Below are 17,336 nucleotides of genomic sequence, written 5' to 3'. Positions count from 1 at the left end.
CCCCGGGCCTTGATGGCCAGCCGGGGCAGGTTAATGGTGGTAAAGGACAGGTTGCCCCGGCCATTGCAGATCTCCCGACTGGGATCGTACACATTGCCGATAACCCGGGTACGGCAGCCCATGTAGGCGATCTCGGTCTCGGGATGTCCGGGCTTGTAGTATTGCAGGTTGAAGGGGGCGTCGATAAAGGAGAAGTTGGGGAACAGCCGCTTGGCGGAGCAGCGCATGGCCAGCTGGAACAGGTCGTAGTTGGGCTCCCCGGGGTTGTAGTTGACCCCCTCCTTCACCCGGAAGATCTGGATGGGGAAAATGGGGGTCTCGCCGCCGCCCAGACCGGCCTCGGTGGCCAGCATGATGTTTTTCATCACCATGCGGCCCTCGGGAGAGGTATCCATGCCGTAGTTGATGGAGGAGAAGGGAGTCTGGGCCCCCGCCCGGGAGTGCATAGTATTCAGGTTGTGGATCAGGGCCTCCATGGCCTGATAGGTGGCCCGGTCGGTCTCCTTTTCCGCCCGCTGCTGGGCAAACTTCTGGGCCTTCTCCACCGTGGCCCCGTCGCCAAACTTGGGTACCAGGGCGGCCCGCTCGGCGGCAAAATAGTCTTCGCTGCCCGCCAGCACCGGGCACAGGCCGGTCTCCTCCTCCAGCTTTGCCATGACGGCCTTCAGCTCCCGCTCGGGATCGCTCTCATCTCCCAGCAGAGTCAGCGCCCGGGCCAGATTCTGCCGGTACAGCCGCTTGAAGGTCTTGCGCACGCCGTCGGCCATGCCGTAGTCGAAGTTGACCACGCTCTGGCCGCCGTGCTGGTCGTTCTGGTTGGACTGGATGGCAATGCAGCACAGGGCTGCGTAGGAGGCGATATCGTTGGGCTCCCGCAGGGTGCCGTGACCAGTGGAAAAGCCGCCGGCAAAGAGCTTTTTGATGTCGATCTGGCAGCAGGTGGTGGTGAGGGTCAGAAAGTCCAGGTCGTGGATGTGGATATCCCCCTCCCGGTGGGCCCGGGCGTGGTCGGGATTGAGGACAAACATATCATAGAACTGCTTGGCCCCCTCAGAGCCAAACTTGAGCATAGCGCCCATGGCGGTGTCGCCGTCGATGTTGGCGTTCTCCCGCTTGATGTCCGAGTCCTTGGCGGCAGAGAAGGTGATGTCCTCATAGGTCTTCATCAGCCGGGTGTTCATCTCCCGGGCCCGGCTGCGCTCCTCCCGGTAGAGGATATAGGCCTTGGCGGTCTGAATGTAGCCATTGTCCATCAGCACCCGCTCCACCAGGTCCTGGATATGCTCCACGTCGGGCTGGCGCTCCCCCTCCACCTCCAGGATAGAGAGAACCTCGTCGGCCAGCCGCTTGGCCTCGGCCTCCTTGCCGGGCTTGTAGGTGGCCCGGAAGGCCTTGTCAATGGCGCCGGCAATCTTGTCCTCGTTGAACTCCGCCAGCCGGCCGTCCCGCTTTCTGATTTTGGTAAGTGTCATAGCCATCCGTTCCTTTCCTATTCCGCCCATACAGGCAATTACAATCGGTTATCACAGAACACAATATCTTGTGTTTTCATTTCTCGCACAAGAACCATGATACCGTATCTTGGTACTTCCGTCAAGGCACAAAACAAAAAGCCCATCCCAAAAAGGGAATGGGCTTTTTGTCTGTTTCGCTGATTTTTTCTTAAAGCAGGACCAGGCCGTACCGGCGGGCCATCCGGCGCAGGAAATCCTCCTCCAAATCGCCGGTGCCGTCCCAGAAGGCCCGGCCCTGATAGAGCCGCAGGGCCTTCTCCAGCAGCTCGGGCACGTCGGACCACAGGCACAGCGCGTCCTTCACCACATACTGGTTTTCGGCGAAGATGTCCAGGTCGTCCTCCTCCAGGATGGCGATCTTAAGGGCTCCCTGGGGGGACTGCTCCTCCGCCTCCAGAATGTCCTCCATCAAATCAGGGGTACACTCGATGGTCTCCCCCACATCCACGTCGGGGGTGATGAAGCGGGCCTCCTTCTCGCTGGCGCAGGGGATCACGTCAGGGTCCCGTTCCACCCCGGGGAAGGCGGCAAAATCCACTCCGGCCACGGCAGCGGCCACTGCCTCCAGATGGTTCTGTCCCGCGCCGCAGCACCCGCCGAAGATGCGGGCCCCGGCGGCGGCATATTGGGGTACGAAGCCCGCCAGTTCCTCCGGGGTACAGCAGGCCCCGGGCAGCCCGGCGGAGGGCTTGGCAATCAGGGGGATGGAGGCGTAGGGGGTCAGCCGCTCCAGCTGCTCCGCCGTATCCGCGGGGCTGGTACAGTTGAGTCCGAAGGCGGACACCCCCATGCCCTGCATGACGATGAGGGCCGCCAGCACATCGGTGCCGGCAGGAGTACGTCCCTCGTCGTCGCAGGTGAAGCACACCCACACCGGCTTGTCCGACACGCTTTTGCAGGCCAGCACCGCAGCCCGGGCCTGGGCCATGTCGGTCATGGTCTCCAGGAAAAACAGGTCCACCCCGGCGGCCTCCAGCGCGGCGGCCTGTTCGGTATAGACTGCCACCAGTTCCTCAAAGCTGCTCTCGCCAAAGGGAACCAGGGTCAGCCCGGCAGGGGCCATGTCCCCCGCCACCAGTACGCCCTCCCCGGCGGCCTGACGGGTCAGCTCCACCAGGCGGCGGTTGTAGTCCCCTACCTGTCCCAGGATGCCCCGCCGCTCCAGGCTGGCCCGGTTGGCCCCAAAAGTGGGGGCCAGCAAAATCCGGCTGCCTGCACGCACATAGCCCTGCTGTACCTCCAGCAAGGCCTGGGGATGCTCCAGCACCCACTGCTCGGTGCAGGCCCCGTCGGGCATACCCAGCCGGCGCAGCTCAGTGCCGGTGGCGCCGTCCATCAGAATGGGCATGGATAAGGGAATGGTGTCCATCATTGCTTACTCCTTCTATCTTGCACATTTGGGTGGTATTATATCACAGTTTTACGATCCAATGCAAGCCTGGTTCCCAGGCAAAAGAGACCTGCCGCAAAACGGCAGGTCTCTTTCCATCGGGTTTTGCTCAGCCCGCCCCCACCCGCTTGGTGGAGGTGTGGTAGATGGGCTTCCACTCCACCTTCTTCACCAGGGCGGCAATGGAGATGGGAATGTAGGTAAACATGAAGATGGGGAAAGTAAATACATACCCCAGCTTCCGCAGGGGAGAGGCGCTGATGTTCTTCCACTCGGAGATTACCGTCAGCAGGCCGTAGAAGAACAGACCCACATAGAAATTCCACAGGGCGGAGAGCATGAATCCGGCGGTCACATCAATGACCCGGGCTGCAATATAGGCGGGCTGGGTCATGCAGCTGGCCAGGATAATGCCGTTGAACAGGATCATCACCAGGGTGAGCAGCATACCGGGGGCCACGGTGACAAACATATCGTAGCAGGAGGTACCCAGCCGGCCGGGCCGGAAGCAGCCCTTCAGCAGAGGTACGGTATACTCCCGGTCCACCTCGTAAAAGCCCTTGGACCACCGCAGCCGCTGATCCCAGGACTGCCGGAAGGTGGTGGGCTGCTCGTCGTACACCACGGCGGTGTCGCAGTAGCCGATCTTGCGGCCCCGGATGGCGCAGTCCACAGAGAACTGAATGTCCTCGGTGAGCAGATGGAAGGGCCAGCCGCCGTTGTCCCGGATGACCTGGGCGGACACCAGGAAGCCGGTGCCAGACACATGGCAGTTGGTGCCCAGCAGGGTGCGGGGGAAATTGAGGAAGCGGGCCTCACGCAAAAACCAGATGGAGTATCCGGCGGAGATCCAGTTGTCCCCAAAATTCTTGGAGTTGCGGTAGCAGGTAATGGCGTCGTACCCCTTGTCGAAGGTGCGGTTCATCTCGGAGACAAAGTTGGGATCCACCAGATTGTCGGCGTCAAAGACGAAATAACCGTCGTAGACGTCCTTACCCTCCTCCTCCAGGCGGTGGAAGAGGTAGTCCATGGCGTAGCCCTTGCCCTTCTTCTGCTGGTCGAATCGCTCGTACACAAAGGCGCCGGCCTTGCGGGCCACCCCGGCGGTATCGTCGGTACAGTTATCCGCCACCACATACAGGTCCAGCAATTCCTTGGGGTAGTTCTGCTTGTTCAGACTCTCCAACAGTTCCCCTATGACCCCCTCCTCATTGCGGGCGGATACCACCACCGCAAAGCGATGGAGTTTTTGGGGCTGATGGGTCTCTTTCCAGCGGCGGAGTACCAGACCCACCACCACATAAACGCCCTGATATAAGTAGAGCAGGGTGAAGAGCGCCACCACCGCAAAGTTCAGATTCTTCACTAATTCCAATATCGTCATTCCAATGATCCTCCGTGTGTCCATCGTGGAAGGAACCAGCATCCCAGCGTTCAGCTGTGTGCAAAGCATATCATACCACGTCAAAAAAAGATTACAAGAGTGTTACATACTAATTAACAGAAGATTAAGGGAAAGTTTTTATTTCTTTTATACAAATGTAAGAATTGTGACCTTATATCTGTAAATTGATTCCACATCCTGTTAATATGTCTCTTTTCGAAACAATAATCGTTTTTTCTGGTTGACATAATTTATTTCTCAACACTTACTTTTTCCTTTGATGAAACTGCACAAAAAAAGATCCCGCCTTTTTAAAAAAAGGCGGGATCTACGCTCTTACATTTTCTCAGGTGCGGTGACGCCGATGAGGGCCAGACAGTTGGCAATCACCGAGCGGACGGTATCCGCCAGCTTGAGGCGGGCGGCCAGGATATCGCTCTCCTCCCCCCTGATGCGGCAGGCATTGTAGAAGCGGTGGAAGTCGCCGGCCAGGGTGATGAGGTAGCGGTTGACGTGGGAGGGGTCGTAGTCCCGGGCGGAAATGCGGATCACCTCGGGCAGCTGGGACAGGGTCTTGATGAGGGCCTTCTCCTCCGCCGTGGTGAAGAGGTCGGCGTTGACCGCCGCCGCGTCGGGCACCTGAGCCCCCTCCTCGGTGAGGCGGCTCACCAGGGAGCAGATCCGGGCGTGGGCGTACTGGACATAGTACACCGGGTTATCGGAATCCTGCCGCACCGCCAGATCCAGGTCGAAGTCCAGGGCGGAGGTGGAGGACCGGGAGTTGAAGAAGAACCGGGCGGCGTCCACGCTGACCTCGTCCAGCAGGTCCCGCAGGGCGATGGCCTTGCCGGAGCGCTTGGACATCCGGACGGGCTGGCCGTCCTGCAGCAGGTTGACCAGCTGCATCAGCACCACCACCAGCCGATGGGAGCCGTCCAGGCCCAGGCCGTCCAGCGCGGCCTGGAGGCGGGCCACATGGCCGTGGTGATCGGCGCCCCAGATGTTGATGGCCTTGGAGAAGCCCCGTTTCTCCAGCTTGTTGCGGTGGTAGGCGATGTCGGCGGCGAAGTAGGTGTAGAAGCCGTTGGCACGGCGCAGCACGTCGTCCTTCAGGTCCAGCTTGTCCACCTGCTCCTGGGTCTTGCCCTCAGCCATGAACTTCTGCTTGAGCAGGTCGGTGGTGTTGAGCCACAGGGCGCCGTCCTTCTCATAGGTCCAGCCCTTGTCGGCCAGCAGCCCCACCGTCTCGGCCACATAGCCGGAGCTGTGGAGGCCGGACTCCAGGAACCACTCGTCATACTCGATCTGATAGCGGCGCAGGTCGGCCTTCATCTTGGGGATGTTGACGGACAGGCCGTACTGGGCCATGGCCTCCTGCCGCTCCTCCTCCGGCTTGTCCTTCCAGTCGGGGCCGTGCTGATCGTAGAAGGCCTGGGCCAGCTCCTTGATGTCGTCGCCGTGGTAACCGTCCTCGGGGAAGGGGTAGTTCTCCTCCCCCAGCACGATCTGGAGGTAGCGGGCGTCGATGGACATGGCAAACTTGTGGATCTGATTGCCGGCATCGTTGACATAGAACTCACGCCACACGTCGTACCCGGCCCGGGTGAGGACGCTGGCCAGGGCGTCGCCCAGCACGCCGCCCCGGGCGTTGCCGATGTGCATGGGGCCGGTGGGGTTGGCGGAGACGAACTCCACCATCACCTTCTCGCCGTGGCCCTCGTCCACCGCACCGTAGGCGTTCCCCTCGGCCTGGATGTCGGAGAGGACTTCTCCGTACCACTTACTGCCCAGGGTAAAGTTGAGGAAGCCGGGCCCGGCGATCTCCACCTTGTCAAAGAAGGTGCCTTCCAGCTCCAGGTTGTCCACGATGGTCTGGGCGATCTGCCGGGGGGCCTTGTGGAGGGCCTTGGCTCCCGCCATGGCAAAGGAGGAGGCGTAGTCCCCGTGGGTGGGGTCCTTGGGAATCTCAATGGTGGCCTTGACCTCCGCCCCGGCGGGCAGCAGGCCCTGGGCCGCGGCCTTCTCGTAGGCCGCCTGGGTCAGCTGGGCGACCTGTTCCCGGGCCGCCTGGATCATATTGGACATATCTATCACCTTTTCTTTTAACTTCTCAAATCAAAAATGTACGCCGCCGGTTTTACTGCCGGATGGCGTTCCCCTTCTGCCGCACCTGGATGTGGAAGAGGTTCTCTCCCGCCACTGCGTGGTCGATCTCAAGGGCATAATTGATCTCGATGCTGCCGCCGGCCGGACTGAGCTGGGCCCGCATCTTTTTGGTATTGATCCCTACCGCCAGGGCGCCGTAGGGGGTATTGTACATGGACAGGTGCCGCCGGCCCTCCTCAAAGACCATCTGGGAATTGACCTCTCCCATCCGCAGCAGCGTGACCCGCTCCGGTTCGATCTGGAAGGTGGTCAGAGTTCCCTCCAGCCCGGTAAGCTCGCTCTCCTGATAGCTGAGGGTGTACCCATCCTCCCCGTCCTGGGCCAGCTGACCTTCAGTCACCAGTTCGATAACCTCCGGTTCCTGATCTTCAAAGGACTGTTTGCCCTGAATGGATATGATGACGTTGTTCTCCATGGTTCTGTGTTCCTCTTTAATATGTCGTACTGACTGCAAATTGCACCATATTATATCCAATTCCGTCCCCGATGTAAAGGGGCGGTTTTCAGTACCGGCTGATATCCACCTGGCCTACCGCTCCGGCCACGTCCCAGCCCAGGAAAATGGAGGCCAGGCGGGAGAAATCCTCCTGCCGGTCGCTGACGAAGTACCGGCAGCTACCCCCCTCCGTCCTGCCGGAGAGGGCATCCTCCGCCGCCAGGCGAGCAGCAGCAGCCCGGGCGCCCTCCGCTCCGGCGTTCACCAGCGCCACCTGGGGGCCCATCTGGGCGGCGATTACATCCTGGAGCAGGGGATAGTGGGTACACCCCAATACCAGGGTATCCACACCCGCCTGCTTCAATGGCGCCAAATACTCCGCCGCCACCGTCTCAATGACCACATCTCCGGGCCGGAACCGTCCGTTCTCCACCAGGGGAACGAAAAGCGGGCAGGGCTGGGCGATCACCCGGACCGCCGGGTCCGCGCCCAGGATCAGCGCCTCGTAGGCCCCGCTGCGGATGGATGCCTGGGTACCGATGAGGCCGATCTTCCCATTGCGGGTGGCTGCCGCCGCCGCAGCAGCGGCAGGGGCCACCACCCCCAATACCGGAATGGTGTTTTCCGCAGCCAGCGTCTCCAGGGCCGTGGTGGATACGGTGCCGCAGGCAATGACGATCATCTTTAAATCAAAGGTGCGCAGGAACGCCACGTCCTGCCGGGCATACCGCACGATGGTCTCCCGGGAGCGGCTGCCGTAGGGCACCCGCCCGGTATCGCCGAAGTAGACGATATCCTCGCCGGGCAGCAGGCGGCACAGCTCCCGTACCGTGGTCAGGCCCCCCAGGCCCGAATCAAAAACGCCGATGGGTCGTCTGTCCAAGACGCTCCCTCCTTGTGCTACTGTGGTTCCTTTAATCATAGGGGAAACGGAGCTGGAAAACAAGGGGTTATTTTCACATTTTTCACCGGCTGGTTTGACATTTCTTCAGGGCTGACTATAATATGAAAGTAAGGCGTGGTACTCCACGCCCCAACGTCATGACAGCGAGGAGGTCGCATTGGTATGAAGCTGGAACTGACGACCAAGCAGTTTCGCCGTCTGCTGGATATGGCCTATATTGGCAACTGGATCCTGAACTCCACCCGTGGGGACGATCGGTTCAAAGATTATGACGAAGTAGAGAGCCTGCTTTTCGCCAAGGCCCGTGCGGAAGGAATGCCCTCCCTGGCCGAGGACTGGCAGGGCGAGGTGGTTCCCTCCCGTGCTTTTGCCGAAGGCGGCATCCACGAGGCCATTATAGAATATGAGAATAACGTGTTTTTCGACATCCTGGCGGAAGATCTGGCCCGCCGGGATATGGACGACGCTCCCATCGACGAGAGCAACTATGACGAGCTGACCAGCCGTATCGACGCCTATATCGCAGAATTTGAAGAACACGGCACCGACAACATCCTGGTGGACAGCGATCACCTGTAAGACGGCTCAAAGCCCCTGCCTCCGGCACCGCCGGCGGCAGGGGTCTTTTTTGTCCGGACCTCACCGCACCACCCAGCTCTTCCACAATCGAATAGTTGACATAATTGTTAAAAAACTTTTACATTTGCCGAAGTACCGTTGACGGGCTGTGTTCCGCCGTTGTACAATAGCAATAAGAATGTCGATTGGAGGGATTTCCTATGGCGTCCAGGCGAACCCGGGACGATCGTCCCAGAATGATCCACTGCGAATATTGCGGCGAAGATTACGCCTCTACCTATAAGCACTGTCCCTTCTGTGACGAGGTGCCGCTGGACGAAGAAGACTACGACATAGAAAGTGACGCGCCTCCCCGTCTCCGGGGGGGTAAACGGCTGGTAACCAACACCAGAGGAGGCGGCTATGGCCGCGGCCCCTCTCCCTTGCGGCTGGCGGGTATCATCCTTTCTCTGGCCATCATTATCGCCGCGGTCATCATTGTGATCTCGGTCATTATCCCACTGGTGAGCAAGGGCGGCTCGGTGGACACTCCTCCCGGAACGGAAAGCATCCAGCCCACAGAGTCCGTACAGCCCAGCACCAATCCCGATCCCAGCGCCAATCCCGATCCTACCGACTCTCCCGATCCGTTGGAGACCGTTCCCGCCGGGCAGACAGCCACTGACTTCACCCTCAATTATACGGAGTTCTCTTTGAGCAACCGCTATCCCGATCCCATCACCCTGACTGCCACCTTTATTCCTGCCGGCTCCACCGGTACCATTACCTGGACCAGCAGTGACCCTGAGGTGGTGAGCGTGGACGAAACCGGTAAGGTCAGCCCCGGTTCCAAGACGGGTAATGCCACCATTACCGCCACCATGCCCGGCGGGGTGACCCGCACCTGTCTGGTCCATAATTCCGTGACGTCCGGCGGGTCCACCACCACCGGCTCCGGAACCACCACCTCCACCTCCCTCTCCCTGACCCGGACAGACTTTACCCTGAGTAAAACCTATCCGTCCTACCGCGTCAAGGTGAACGGCACCTCCTCCACCCCCGTTTGGAGCATCGGAAACACCGCCGTTGCTACGGTATCTGCCGACGGCACGGTCACCTATGTGGGCAAGGGAACCACCACGCTGACCTGTTCCGTGGATGGCCAGACTCTGACCTGCACGGTGCGCTGCAGCTAATCCCACACAAGAAAAGGCCCCGGACTCTTTTGTCCGGGGCCTTTTGGGGTTTTTGTGGAGGAATCCACTTTATCTCATCACTCGGCAGGGCCAGGTGTTGCTTTTGGTCTGCCCCCACAGCCGGGGGGCAGTCACAGGGACGGGCCGGCTTGCTGAACGCGCTCCGGATGGCATTTCTCCTCCGCACACTCCCGACGCGCCGTCTCTGCCGTCTTGCTTGGCTGTGTCTATAGGATAGCACAGCCACCCTGTCGAGTGTTGGACAAATTTTGGACCTTATGTAAACGATTTATGAAGCGTTTTCAGTTTCTTACCCCACAGGCGCTGTCATACTATCACAAAAGTGTCAAAGATTCGATGGATATGATCTTTCGGATGTGCCATGCTGAATATGCGGACAAACCGCCGCTCATGTAACCATTCTGTAATTGCTTTTCTCGGTGGAACCACCTATAATATGGGTTATTGAATCTGTCCTATTCGGGCGGTCCCAGATAAAATATCCGCATGCTCCGCCCCATTTCGCAGAATTCTTTCCCGGTTTTTCCGGACATCAATATCAGGTTGGAGTGATCAATTATGGCACAAACTGAGGGCAAACACACCGCCCAGGCAAAAAAGCCGGCGGGCGGCAAGATCGCCCTGATCGCAGTACTGGTGGTCGTGGTGGCGCTGGCGGCCGGCTATCTGGGCCTGTGCGCCGCGGCAGGCAGCGGCACGTTCCTGCCCAATACCACCATCGCCGGTGTGGACGTAGGGGGTCAGACCCAAGAACAGGCCGTTGAGACTTTAAAGACCCAGCTTCCTGAGCGTCTTTCCCAGCTCTCCGTTCCCTTCACCTGCGAGGGTAAGGAATTTACCATCAGCGGCAGCGACGCCTCTGTGGATTCCAAAGCGGTGGAGGCCGCCGTGCAGGAAGCCCTGACCCAGCAGTCCGGCAGTTTCTTCACCCGGGGCGCCCAGTACCTGGGCGCCATGACTGGCAGCGCCCGGTATTCTGTCCCCGTCTCCCTGGAGGATACGCCCGACGTACTTTCTCAGGTGGTTACCGAATTTGCCGACCCGGAAGCTCAGACCACCTGGGAGGTGGCGGGGGATCAGTTGGTATTCCACAAGGGTGTTACCGGCCGCACCATCGATGTGGCCGCCCTGTCTGCCGCCGCTGAGGAGCGGTTTTCCCAGCTGCTGGAGGACAGCAGCGCCGACAACACTCCGCTGGAGACCCAGGTGACCACCGCGCCCCCGCTGGACCCGGATTTTGACGCCATCCACGACGAGATCTGCGTGGAACCCGCCGACGCCTACTTAGACAAGGAGAGCAAGACCATCGTTCCCTCCGTCACCGGCATCGGCCTGGATACCGCCGCCGCCAAGTCCGCCCTGGACAGTGCTGCGGAGGGTTCCGACGTCTCCGTGCCCCTGACCAAGACTGAACCCGAGATGACCACAGCCGACCTGGAAGCAAATCTCTTTAAGGACGTGCTGGGTACCGGCACCACCGTATGCGCAGGCCCGGCCAACCGCTGGTACAATATCGACCTGGCCGCCGGCCGGATCAACGGCACCATCCTGCTGCCCGGCGAGGTGTTCTCCTACAACGACCTTGCCGGCCCTTACACCCTGTCCAGCGGCTACAAGAAGGCGGGTACCTACCAGAACGGTCAGAGCATCGACGCCACCGCCGGCGGCATCTGCCAGCTCTCCTCCACCCTCTACTGGGTTACCCTGAAAGCCAATCTGGAGACGGTGGAGCGGAGGAACCACGCTTTTAACAGCGGATATATGCCGGTAATCGGTACTGACGCCACCGTGTGGAGTGACCAGATCGACTTCCGCTTCAAAAACAGCACCGACTATCCCATTAAGATCGAGGCTTACCAGGATAAGAGCCACAGACTCCACGTCACCATCTACGGCACCGATACCACCGGCATCCACGGCGAGCCTTACTCCATTACCATCTCCACAACTCCCTATAAAAACACTTATAAGCCCGATGCCTCCATCCCCCAGGGTACCGAGCCTCAGCGGGACCCCAACTATTCCCGCTATAACGGCGTCACGGTGGATGTGTACCAGAAGCTGGTGGATAAAAACGGCAACACTGTAGACACCATCTTCCTCTACCGCAACAGCTACAGTGCCTCCAATGCCGTATATTACTACAACCCTGCCGACGCCGCACGCTGGGGCATTGATCCCTCTACCGGGCTGAAAACGCTGACGCCTGTGGAACCCACGCCTACACCCACTCCCACGCCTTCGGCTACACCCAGCGCCACACCTTCCGCCACCCCCAGCGCAACGCCCTCCGCTACACCCAGCCCCGCGGCGACTCCCTCCGCCACGCCGGAGCCGGAGGCAACGCCCACGCCGGCCGCCACACCCACGCCGGAGTCCACCCCGCCGGCAGAGACAACCACCGCCTCCCCCAACGGGGCAGAGGAATCTCCCGCCGCCTGACCTCATTGTGACCAAGGCCCCCCGCCCGGCGGGGGGCCTTGCTTGCCCAAATACCAAAATACAGAAAGGAACCGCTATGTTTGAAGGATTTTCCGCCGCCACCGTGGATTTCATGTGGGGCATCCGCTTCAACAACGAGAAGGCCTGGTTTGAGGCCCATAAAGAAGAATACCTGACCCATTTCCAGCGTCCCATGAAGGAACTGGCCAACGAGGTCTACGCCCGTTTTCTGGACAAGCACCCCGACCTGGATCTGGTATGCAAGGTATCCCGGATCTACCGGGATGCCCGGCGGCTCTTTGGCCGGGGACCCTACAAGGACCACCTGTGGATGAGCCTGGTCCGCCCTCACGCCGAGTCGGGTTCCGAGCCGGTGTTCTGGTTTGAGCTGGAACCGGAGGGCTGGTCCTGCGGCATGGGGTTCTGGATGGCCCCGGCGGTGACCATGGCCAAGTTCCGGGCCCGGATGAACCGTGACCCCAAGCCTATGGAGCAGCTGGCCCGCCGTCTGACCAAACAGGACCAGTTTATCCTGGAGGGTGAGGATTACAAGCGGCCCAAGTCCGCCCCTTCCCCTCTGCTCCAGCCTTGGTACAACAAAAAGAGCTTTGCTCTCTCCTACAGCGCCCCCCATGAGGAGCTGCTGTGGAGCCATGCGCTGGCCGACACTCTGGTGGACAACTACGAGTTTCTGCTGCCCTATTATCAGTATGTCCTGTCTCTCAGCGGCGATCCCGATCCCCGCCAGCCCTGAATTAACAGATTTTGTGTGAAAGGCCCGCCTTTTTGCCGCGCATACTAAGTCAGACAACGGCTGAAATGGAGGCGAGCGGCATGGGGCGGTATGGAAGACGGGTGATATTGGTACTGGCGGCGCTGCTGGCCAGTCTTTCCTCCTCCATGTGCGCCTGGCAGGCGGCCCAGCCGGCGGACGCTCCCGCCCAGCTGCCTCAGCAAAAGCTCATTGCACTCACTTTTGACGACGGGCCCCGCCGCTCCACCACCACCCGTCTGCTGGACGGTCTGGCGGAGCGGGGTGTGAAAGCCACCTTCTTCCTCATTGGCCGTCAGATCGCGGACAACGAGGATGTGGTGGAGCGGATGGACCGGGAGGGACACCAGATCGGTATCCACACCTTCGACCATGTGCAGCTCACAGCCCTCAACCAGACCGATTTTGATGCCCAGGTGGGTACGACCCGAGCCCTGCTGGAGGACCTGCTGGGCCACAACGGCTTCCTGCTGCGTCCCCCCTTCGGCAAGTGGGACGAGGGCGTGAAGAACCATGCCGGCTGTCCTATCATCCTGTGGTCCATCGACCCGGAGGACTGGGACGACAAGGATACCGATCGGGTGGTGAAAGAAGTGGTGTCCCAGGCCCGGGACGGCAGCATCATTCTGCTCCACGACATCTATCCAGAGTCGGTGGATGCCGCGTTGCAGATCGTGGATTGTCTCCACGCCCAGGGCTACTACTTCTGCACCATTGACCAACTCTTTGCGGCCCGGGGCCGCTCCCTGGGGCAAGGCGAAGTGTACTCCAACGCCTACCCCTGAACAAAAAAAGGACCTGCTGAAAGCAGGTCCTTTTCACATATATTACGCAAATTTCTCGATATAGCCCATGACAAAGATAATCAGCACGATGATGGGCACCACCACGGTGAAATACATCCGCAGCTTGGCAGGGAACCGGACGCCCTTGCCCTGGTCGGCCTCGGCCAGGAAGCTGTCAAAGCCCCAGGCGATCTTTTTGGACAGGCAGCAGAAGAGCAGGTAGATCACCGAACCGATGGGCAGCAGGTTGTTGGTGATAAGGAAGTCCTCCCACGCCATGATGCCGGAGCCCAGGAATTGCACGCCGCTCCACAGGTTGTTGCCCAGCAGGCAGGGCAGGCTGAGCAGGAAGATGAGGACCAGGTTGATAGCCACCGCCTTGCCCCGGGATGTCCCCCACTTGTCCATCCAGCAGGCCAGGATGTTCTCAAACACGGCGGTAATGGTGGACAGGGCGGCAAAGAACAGGAACACGAAGAACAGCGCGCCCCACAGCCGTCCGCCCGACATGGCGTTGAACACATTGGGCAGAGTCACAAAAATAAGATTGAAGCCCTCGTCGGGGTTGATGCCGAACGCGAAAGCGGAGGGGAAAATGATCAGGCCGGCCACAAAAGCCACGCAGGTGTCCAGGATACCCACGCTGATAGCTTCACCGAAGAGGCGGCGCTCCTTGCCGATGTAGCTGCCGAAGATGGCCATCGCGCCGATGCCCAGGCTCAGGGTAAAGAAGGACTGGCCCATCGCCGCGTAGATGGCCTCGCCCAGCCGGAACTTGCCGTTGGCATCATACATCAGGTTTTCAAAATTGGGTACCAGATAGAACTCCAGGCCCTTGACTGCGCCGGGCAGGGTGACGGCCCGGATGGCCAGGATCACCAGCAGGCACAGCAGGCAGAGCATCATGAACTTGTTGGCCTTCTCCACGCCGTTGCGCAGGCCACGGCTGCAGATCACCATGCCCAGCACCACTACAGCGGCCATAAAAATCACCTGGATACCAGGGTCGGCTGTCATTTCCCCATAGACCCGGGCCACACCGGCCTGATCCAGGCCGTCAAATTGCCCGGCGGCAATCTTGAAGAAGTACAGCAGCAGCCAGCCGGCAATGGTGGTGTAGAACATCATCAGCAGGTAGTTGCCCGCCATGCCGAACCAGCCATACCAGTGCCACTTGGCGCCCTTGGGCTCCAGTTCCTGAAAGGACACAATGATGCTCTTGCGGCTGGCCCGGCCCACAGCGAACTCCATGGCCATGATGGGTACGCCCATAATCACCAGAAACACCAGATAGATCAGCACAAAGGCCGCGCCGCCGTACTGTCCCACGATGTAGGGAAAGCGCCAGACATTGCCCAGCCCAATGGCGCACCCGGCAGAGATGAGTACAAATCCCAGCCGGGACGCAAAGGTCTCTCTCTCTTTCACGTTCGTTTTTCCTCCCTTGGGCAGGCGGCCCTCAGAACCGCCCTTTGACGGATAGCCTCGCCCCCATCGGCGGGGCAAAGAGAATTCCCGCGGCTCACGCCGCGGGAACCACCGCATCGCAGTCTATTCCGTATTGTTTATCATAGCCGATTTTTTACGCCATGTCAATTCCTGCAAAATAGAAATTCGACTCTTACAGCCAATCCTCCACTACGTCCCGCAGCGTCACCGGCGACACCTGATTGCGGAGGATCAGCTCCGCCAACTCGTCGATCCGGCCGGCACTCACCGTAATATTGGGGATCTCCTCACTCTCCCCGTCCGGCCCGGTCACCTTCACACCGTAGCTCTCGCAGCAAAGACCGCCCACCGACATCTCGTCCACCAGGATGGCGTAGCGGTATCCGCAGTCCGCCGGACTCTCCAGCAGCAGTTCTCTCATTGTTCTCTCCCCTTTACGCGATTCTATGACTCAATTATACATCTTTACCATAATTTGTAAAGTTTTACCGTTCGTATTCTTTCGTCACAAATCGCCGGCAAGGGACTACTGCGTCTTGTTTTCACGCTCCGCCCAGGTATAGAGCAATACCGCGCCCAGAATAATTGCCGCGCCCAGCAGCTGGAGGGGCGTGGGGATCTCCCCGAACAGCGGAACCGCCAAGCTGCCGGAAAAGACCGGTTCGCACAGTTTGACCGCCGACACATAGGCGGGGGACAGATATTTCAGGCACCAGCTGAACAGGCTGTGGCCCATGAGGGTACACAGCACTGCCAGGCCCAGGCCGATGAGCCACTCCCGACCCCCATAGCCCACCAGGGGGGTACCGCTGGCCAGGGCCATCAGCAGCAGGGTCAGAAAGCAGGCCAGGTAGGTCAAAAAGGTGTATACCGTGGTGGAAAGGTATCCTCTCTGTATTCTTCCAATTAAAGTATACAGAGCGACAAAGAAAGCTGCGGCCAGGGCCAGCAGGTTTCCGTACAGTTGGCTGCCCTGGCCGCCGCCCGCCAGGGCCAGGATGGCGCTGCCGCCGAAGGCCAACAGGATAGCCGCCACACCCAGGGGCGGGATACGGCCCTTGAGAAAGAGGGCAAAGCCCAGGGCGGTAAAGATGACCTCCGTGCTGACCAGCACGGTGGATACCGCCACGCCTGTCCATTTGAGGGACTCAAACCAGGTGAGGAAGTGGAGGGCCAGACAGATCCCGCTGAGGGCACACAGCACCACGTCTCTCCCACGCACCCGCTTCAGTTCCTGCCGAAATTTGATCAGTACCGCCGGCAGCAGCAGCAATACCGTCCAGCCCAGGCGGTACACCGCGGTGATCACGGAAGGGGCCTGGGAGTATCGCACCAGGATGGCGGAGATGGAAATGCCCAGCACGCCCAGCAGCAGCACGCTGTTGGGATGGCGTTCCAGCATTCTCCTCACCTCCTTACGGCTTATCAGTATATCCCATTCCGTCCTGCTGCGCAATCATTCCGGGCACAAAAAATCACCGGCTGGAATCCAGCCGGTGATTTTTGATGTAAGGGATCTTACTTGGCAGCCTTGGCAGCCCGGATGGCCTCGATGAGCATGGGAGTGACCTTGTACAGGTCGCCCACGATGCCGTAGGAAGCCACGTCGAAGATGGGGGCGGACTCGTTCTTGTTCACCGCGATGATGCACTCGGAGTCCTGCATGCCAGCCAGGTGCTGGATGGCGCCGGAGATACCCAGAGCAACATAGATGCGGGGATGCACGGTCTTGCCGGTCTGGCCAACCTGGTGGTCAGCGCCGATCCAGCCGGCATCCACGCAGGCACGGGAGGAGCCCACAACGCCGCCCAGGACGCCGGCCAGCTCCTCAGCCAGCTTGATGCCGCCCTCAACGTCCTTGCTGATGCCGCGGCCCACGGAGACCACAACGTCGGCGCCGATCAGGTCAACCAGCTTCTTGGCGGCCTTCTTGACCTCCAGCACGTCCACATGGATGTCGTCCTTGGACAGAGCCACATTCACGTTCTCAATGACGGTCTTGGCAGCGCCGGCCTCGTCGTAGGGCTGGGTCTGCATCACGCCGGGACGCACGGTGGACATCTGGGGACGGAAGCGGGGGCAGATGATGGTGGCCATCAGGTGACCACCGAAGGCGGGACGGGTCATCTTCAGGTTGGTGTTCTCCTCGAACACGGTGTTGTCCACGTCGATGGTGGAGGTGGTCTTCAGGAACTCCTTGTACTTGGCCACGTCCACATCCAGGTGGGTACAGTCGGCGGTCAGACCGGTGTGCAGCCGGGCAGCGCAGCGGGGGCCCAGGTCACGGCCGATGTTGGTGGCGCCGATGAGGAAGATCTC

The 17,336-nt window shown here is 60.2% G+C and carries 15 protein-coding genes; 5 read left to right on the top strand and 10 right to left on the bottom strand.

Annotation, left to right across the window (positions count from 1 at the left end; all coding sequences use genetic code 11):
- The 6 genes from nrdD to murI all read right to left on the bottom strand — a co-directional run.
- On the bottom strand, positions 1 to 1,472 hold a 1,472-nt coding region (nrdD, locus tag Q0K43_RS06065; protein ID WP_297289670.1), incomplete at its 3' end, for an anaerobic ribonucleoside-triphosphate reductase.
- A 190-nt stretch (positions 1,473 to 1,662) separates the two neighbouring features.
- Complete coding sequence (locus Q0K43_RS06060; protein WP_297289669.1) at positions 1,663 to 2,886, bottom strand: homocysteine S-methyltransferase family protein; 1,224 nt, start codon at positions 2,884 to 2,886, stop codon at positions 1,663 to 1,665.
- A 127-nt stretch (positions 2,887 to 3,013) separates the two neighbouring features.
- Positions 3,014 to 4,288: a glycosyltransferase family 2 protein gene (locus Q0K43_RS06055; protein ID WP_297289668.1), complete on the bottom strand. Its 1,275-nt coding sequence runs from the start codon at positions 4,286 to 4,288 to the stop codon at positions 3,014 to 3,016.
- A gap of 336 nt (positions 4,289 to 4,624) precedes the next feature.
- Positions 4,625 to 6,373, bottom strand: a complete 1,749-nt coding sequence (gene argS / locus Q0K43_RS06050; RefSeq protein WP_297289667.1) for an arginine--tRNA ligase — start codon at positions 6,371 to 6,373, stop codon at positions 4,625 to 4,627.
- A gap of 52 nt (positions 6,374 to 6,425) precedes the next feature.
- Entirely contained in the window at positions 6,426 to 6,869 is a 444-nt protein-coding gene (locus tag Q0K43_RS06045; protein WP_297289666.1) for a DUF1934 domain-containing protein, read from the bottom strand.
- An 88-nt stretch (positions 6,870 to 6,957) separates the two neighbouring features.
- Entirely contained in the window at positions 6,958 to 7,773 is an 816-nt protein-coding gene (gene murI / locus Q0K43_RS06040; RefSeq protein WP_297289665.1) for a glutamate racemase, read from the bottom strand.
- A gap of 183 nt (positions 7,774 to 7,956) precedes the next feature.
- Here murI and Q0K43_RS06035 point away from each other — a divergent pair, with 183 nt between their 5' ends.
- The 5 genes from Q0K43_RS06035 to Q0K43_RS06015 all read left to right on the top strand — a co-directional run bounded on the left by Q0K43_RS06035 (position 7,957) and on the right by Q0K43_RS06015 (position 13,568).
- On the top strand, positions 7,957 to 8,373 hold the full coding sequence (locus Q0K43_RS06035) for a hypothetical protein (protein WP_297289664.1): 417 nt from the start codon (positions 7,957 to 7,959) through the stop codon (positions 8,371 to 8,373).
- Positions 8,374 to 8,573: 200 nt separating this feature from the next.
- Complete coding sequence (locus Q0K43_RS06030; RefSeq protein ID WP_297289663.1) at positions 8,574 to 9,548, top strand: Ig-like domain-containing protein; 975 nt, start codon at positions 8,574 to 8,576, stop codon at positions 9,546 to 9,548.
- A 579-nt stretch (positions 9,549 to 10,127) separates the two neighbouring features.
- Positions 10,128 to 12,011, top strand: a complete 1,884-nt coding sequence (locus Q0K43_RS06025) for a VanW family protein (RefSeq protein ID WP_297289662.1) — start codon at positions 10,128 to 10,130, stop codon at positions 12,009 to 12,011.
- A gap of 76 nt (positions 12,012 to 12,087) precedes the next feature.
- Entirely contained in the window at positions 12,088 to 12,765 is a 678-nt protein-coding gene (locus Q0K43_RS06020; protein WP_297289661.1) for a DUF2461 domain-containing protein, read from the top strand.
- A gap of 80 nt (positions 12,766 to 12,845) precedes the next feature.
- Complete coding sequence (locus tag Q0K43_RS06015) at positions 12,846 to 13,568, top strand: polysaccharide deacetylase family protein (RefSeq protein ID WP_297289660.1); 723 nt, start codon at positions 12,846 to 12,848, stop codon at positions 13,566 to 13,568.
- Positions 13,569 to 13,610: 42 nt separating this feature from the next.
- On the opposite strand, the gene Q0K43_RS06010 is transcribed toward Q0K43_RS06015, so the two are convergent.
- The 4 genes from Q0K43_RS06010 to Q0K43_RS05995 all read right to left on the bottom strand — a co-directional run.
- Complete coding sequence (locus Q0K43_RS06010) at positions 13,611 to 14,996, bottom strand: sodium-dependent transporter (protein ID WP_297289659.1); 1,386 nt, start codon at positions 14,994 to 14,996, stop codon at positions 13,611 to 13,613.
- Between the two features lie 193 nt (positions 14,997 to 15,189).
- The gene (locus tag Q0K43_RS06005; protein ID WP_087187840.1) at positions 15,190 to 15,438 is read right to left on the bottom strand and encodes a DUF6514 family protein; all 249 of its coding nucleotides are present in this window, start codon (positions 15,436 to 15,438) and stop codon (positions 15,190 to 15,192) included.
- A gap of 105 nt (positions 15,439 to 15,543) precedes the next feature.
- The gene (locus tag Q0K43_RS06000; protein WP_297289658.1) at positions 15,544 to 16,419 is read right to left on the bottom strand and encodes a DMT family transporter; all 876 of its coding nucleotides are present in this window, start codon (positions 16,417 to 16,419) and stop codon (positions 15,544 to 15,546) included.
- Positions 16,420 to 16,535: 116 nt separating this feature from the next.
- Positions 16,536 to 17,336 (bottom strand): electron transfer flavoprotein subunit alpha/FixB family protein (locus tag Q0K43_RS05995; protein ID WP_297289657.1); only part of this gene is annotated, 801 nt, incomplete at its 5' end.

The sequence above is a fragment of the uncultured Flavonifractor sp. genome, from assembly GCF_944383115.1.
In the GTDB taxonomy this organism is placed as follows: domain Bacteria; phylum Bacillota; class Clostridia; order Oscillospirales; family Oscillospiraceae; genus Flavonifractor.
This window is presented reverse-complemented; position numbering and strand designations above follow the sequence as displayed.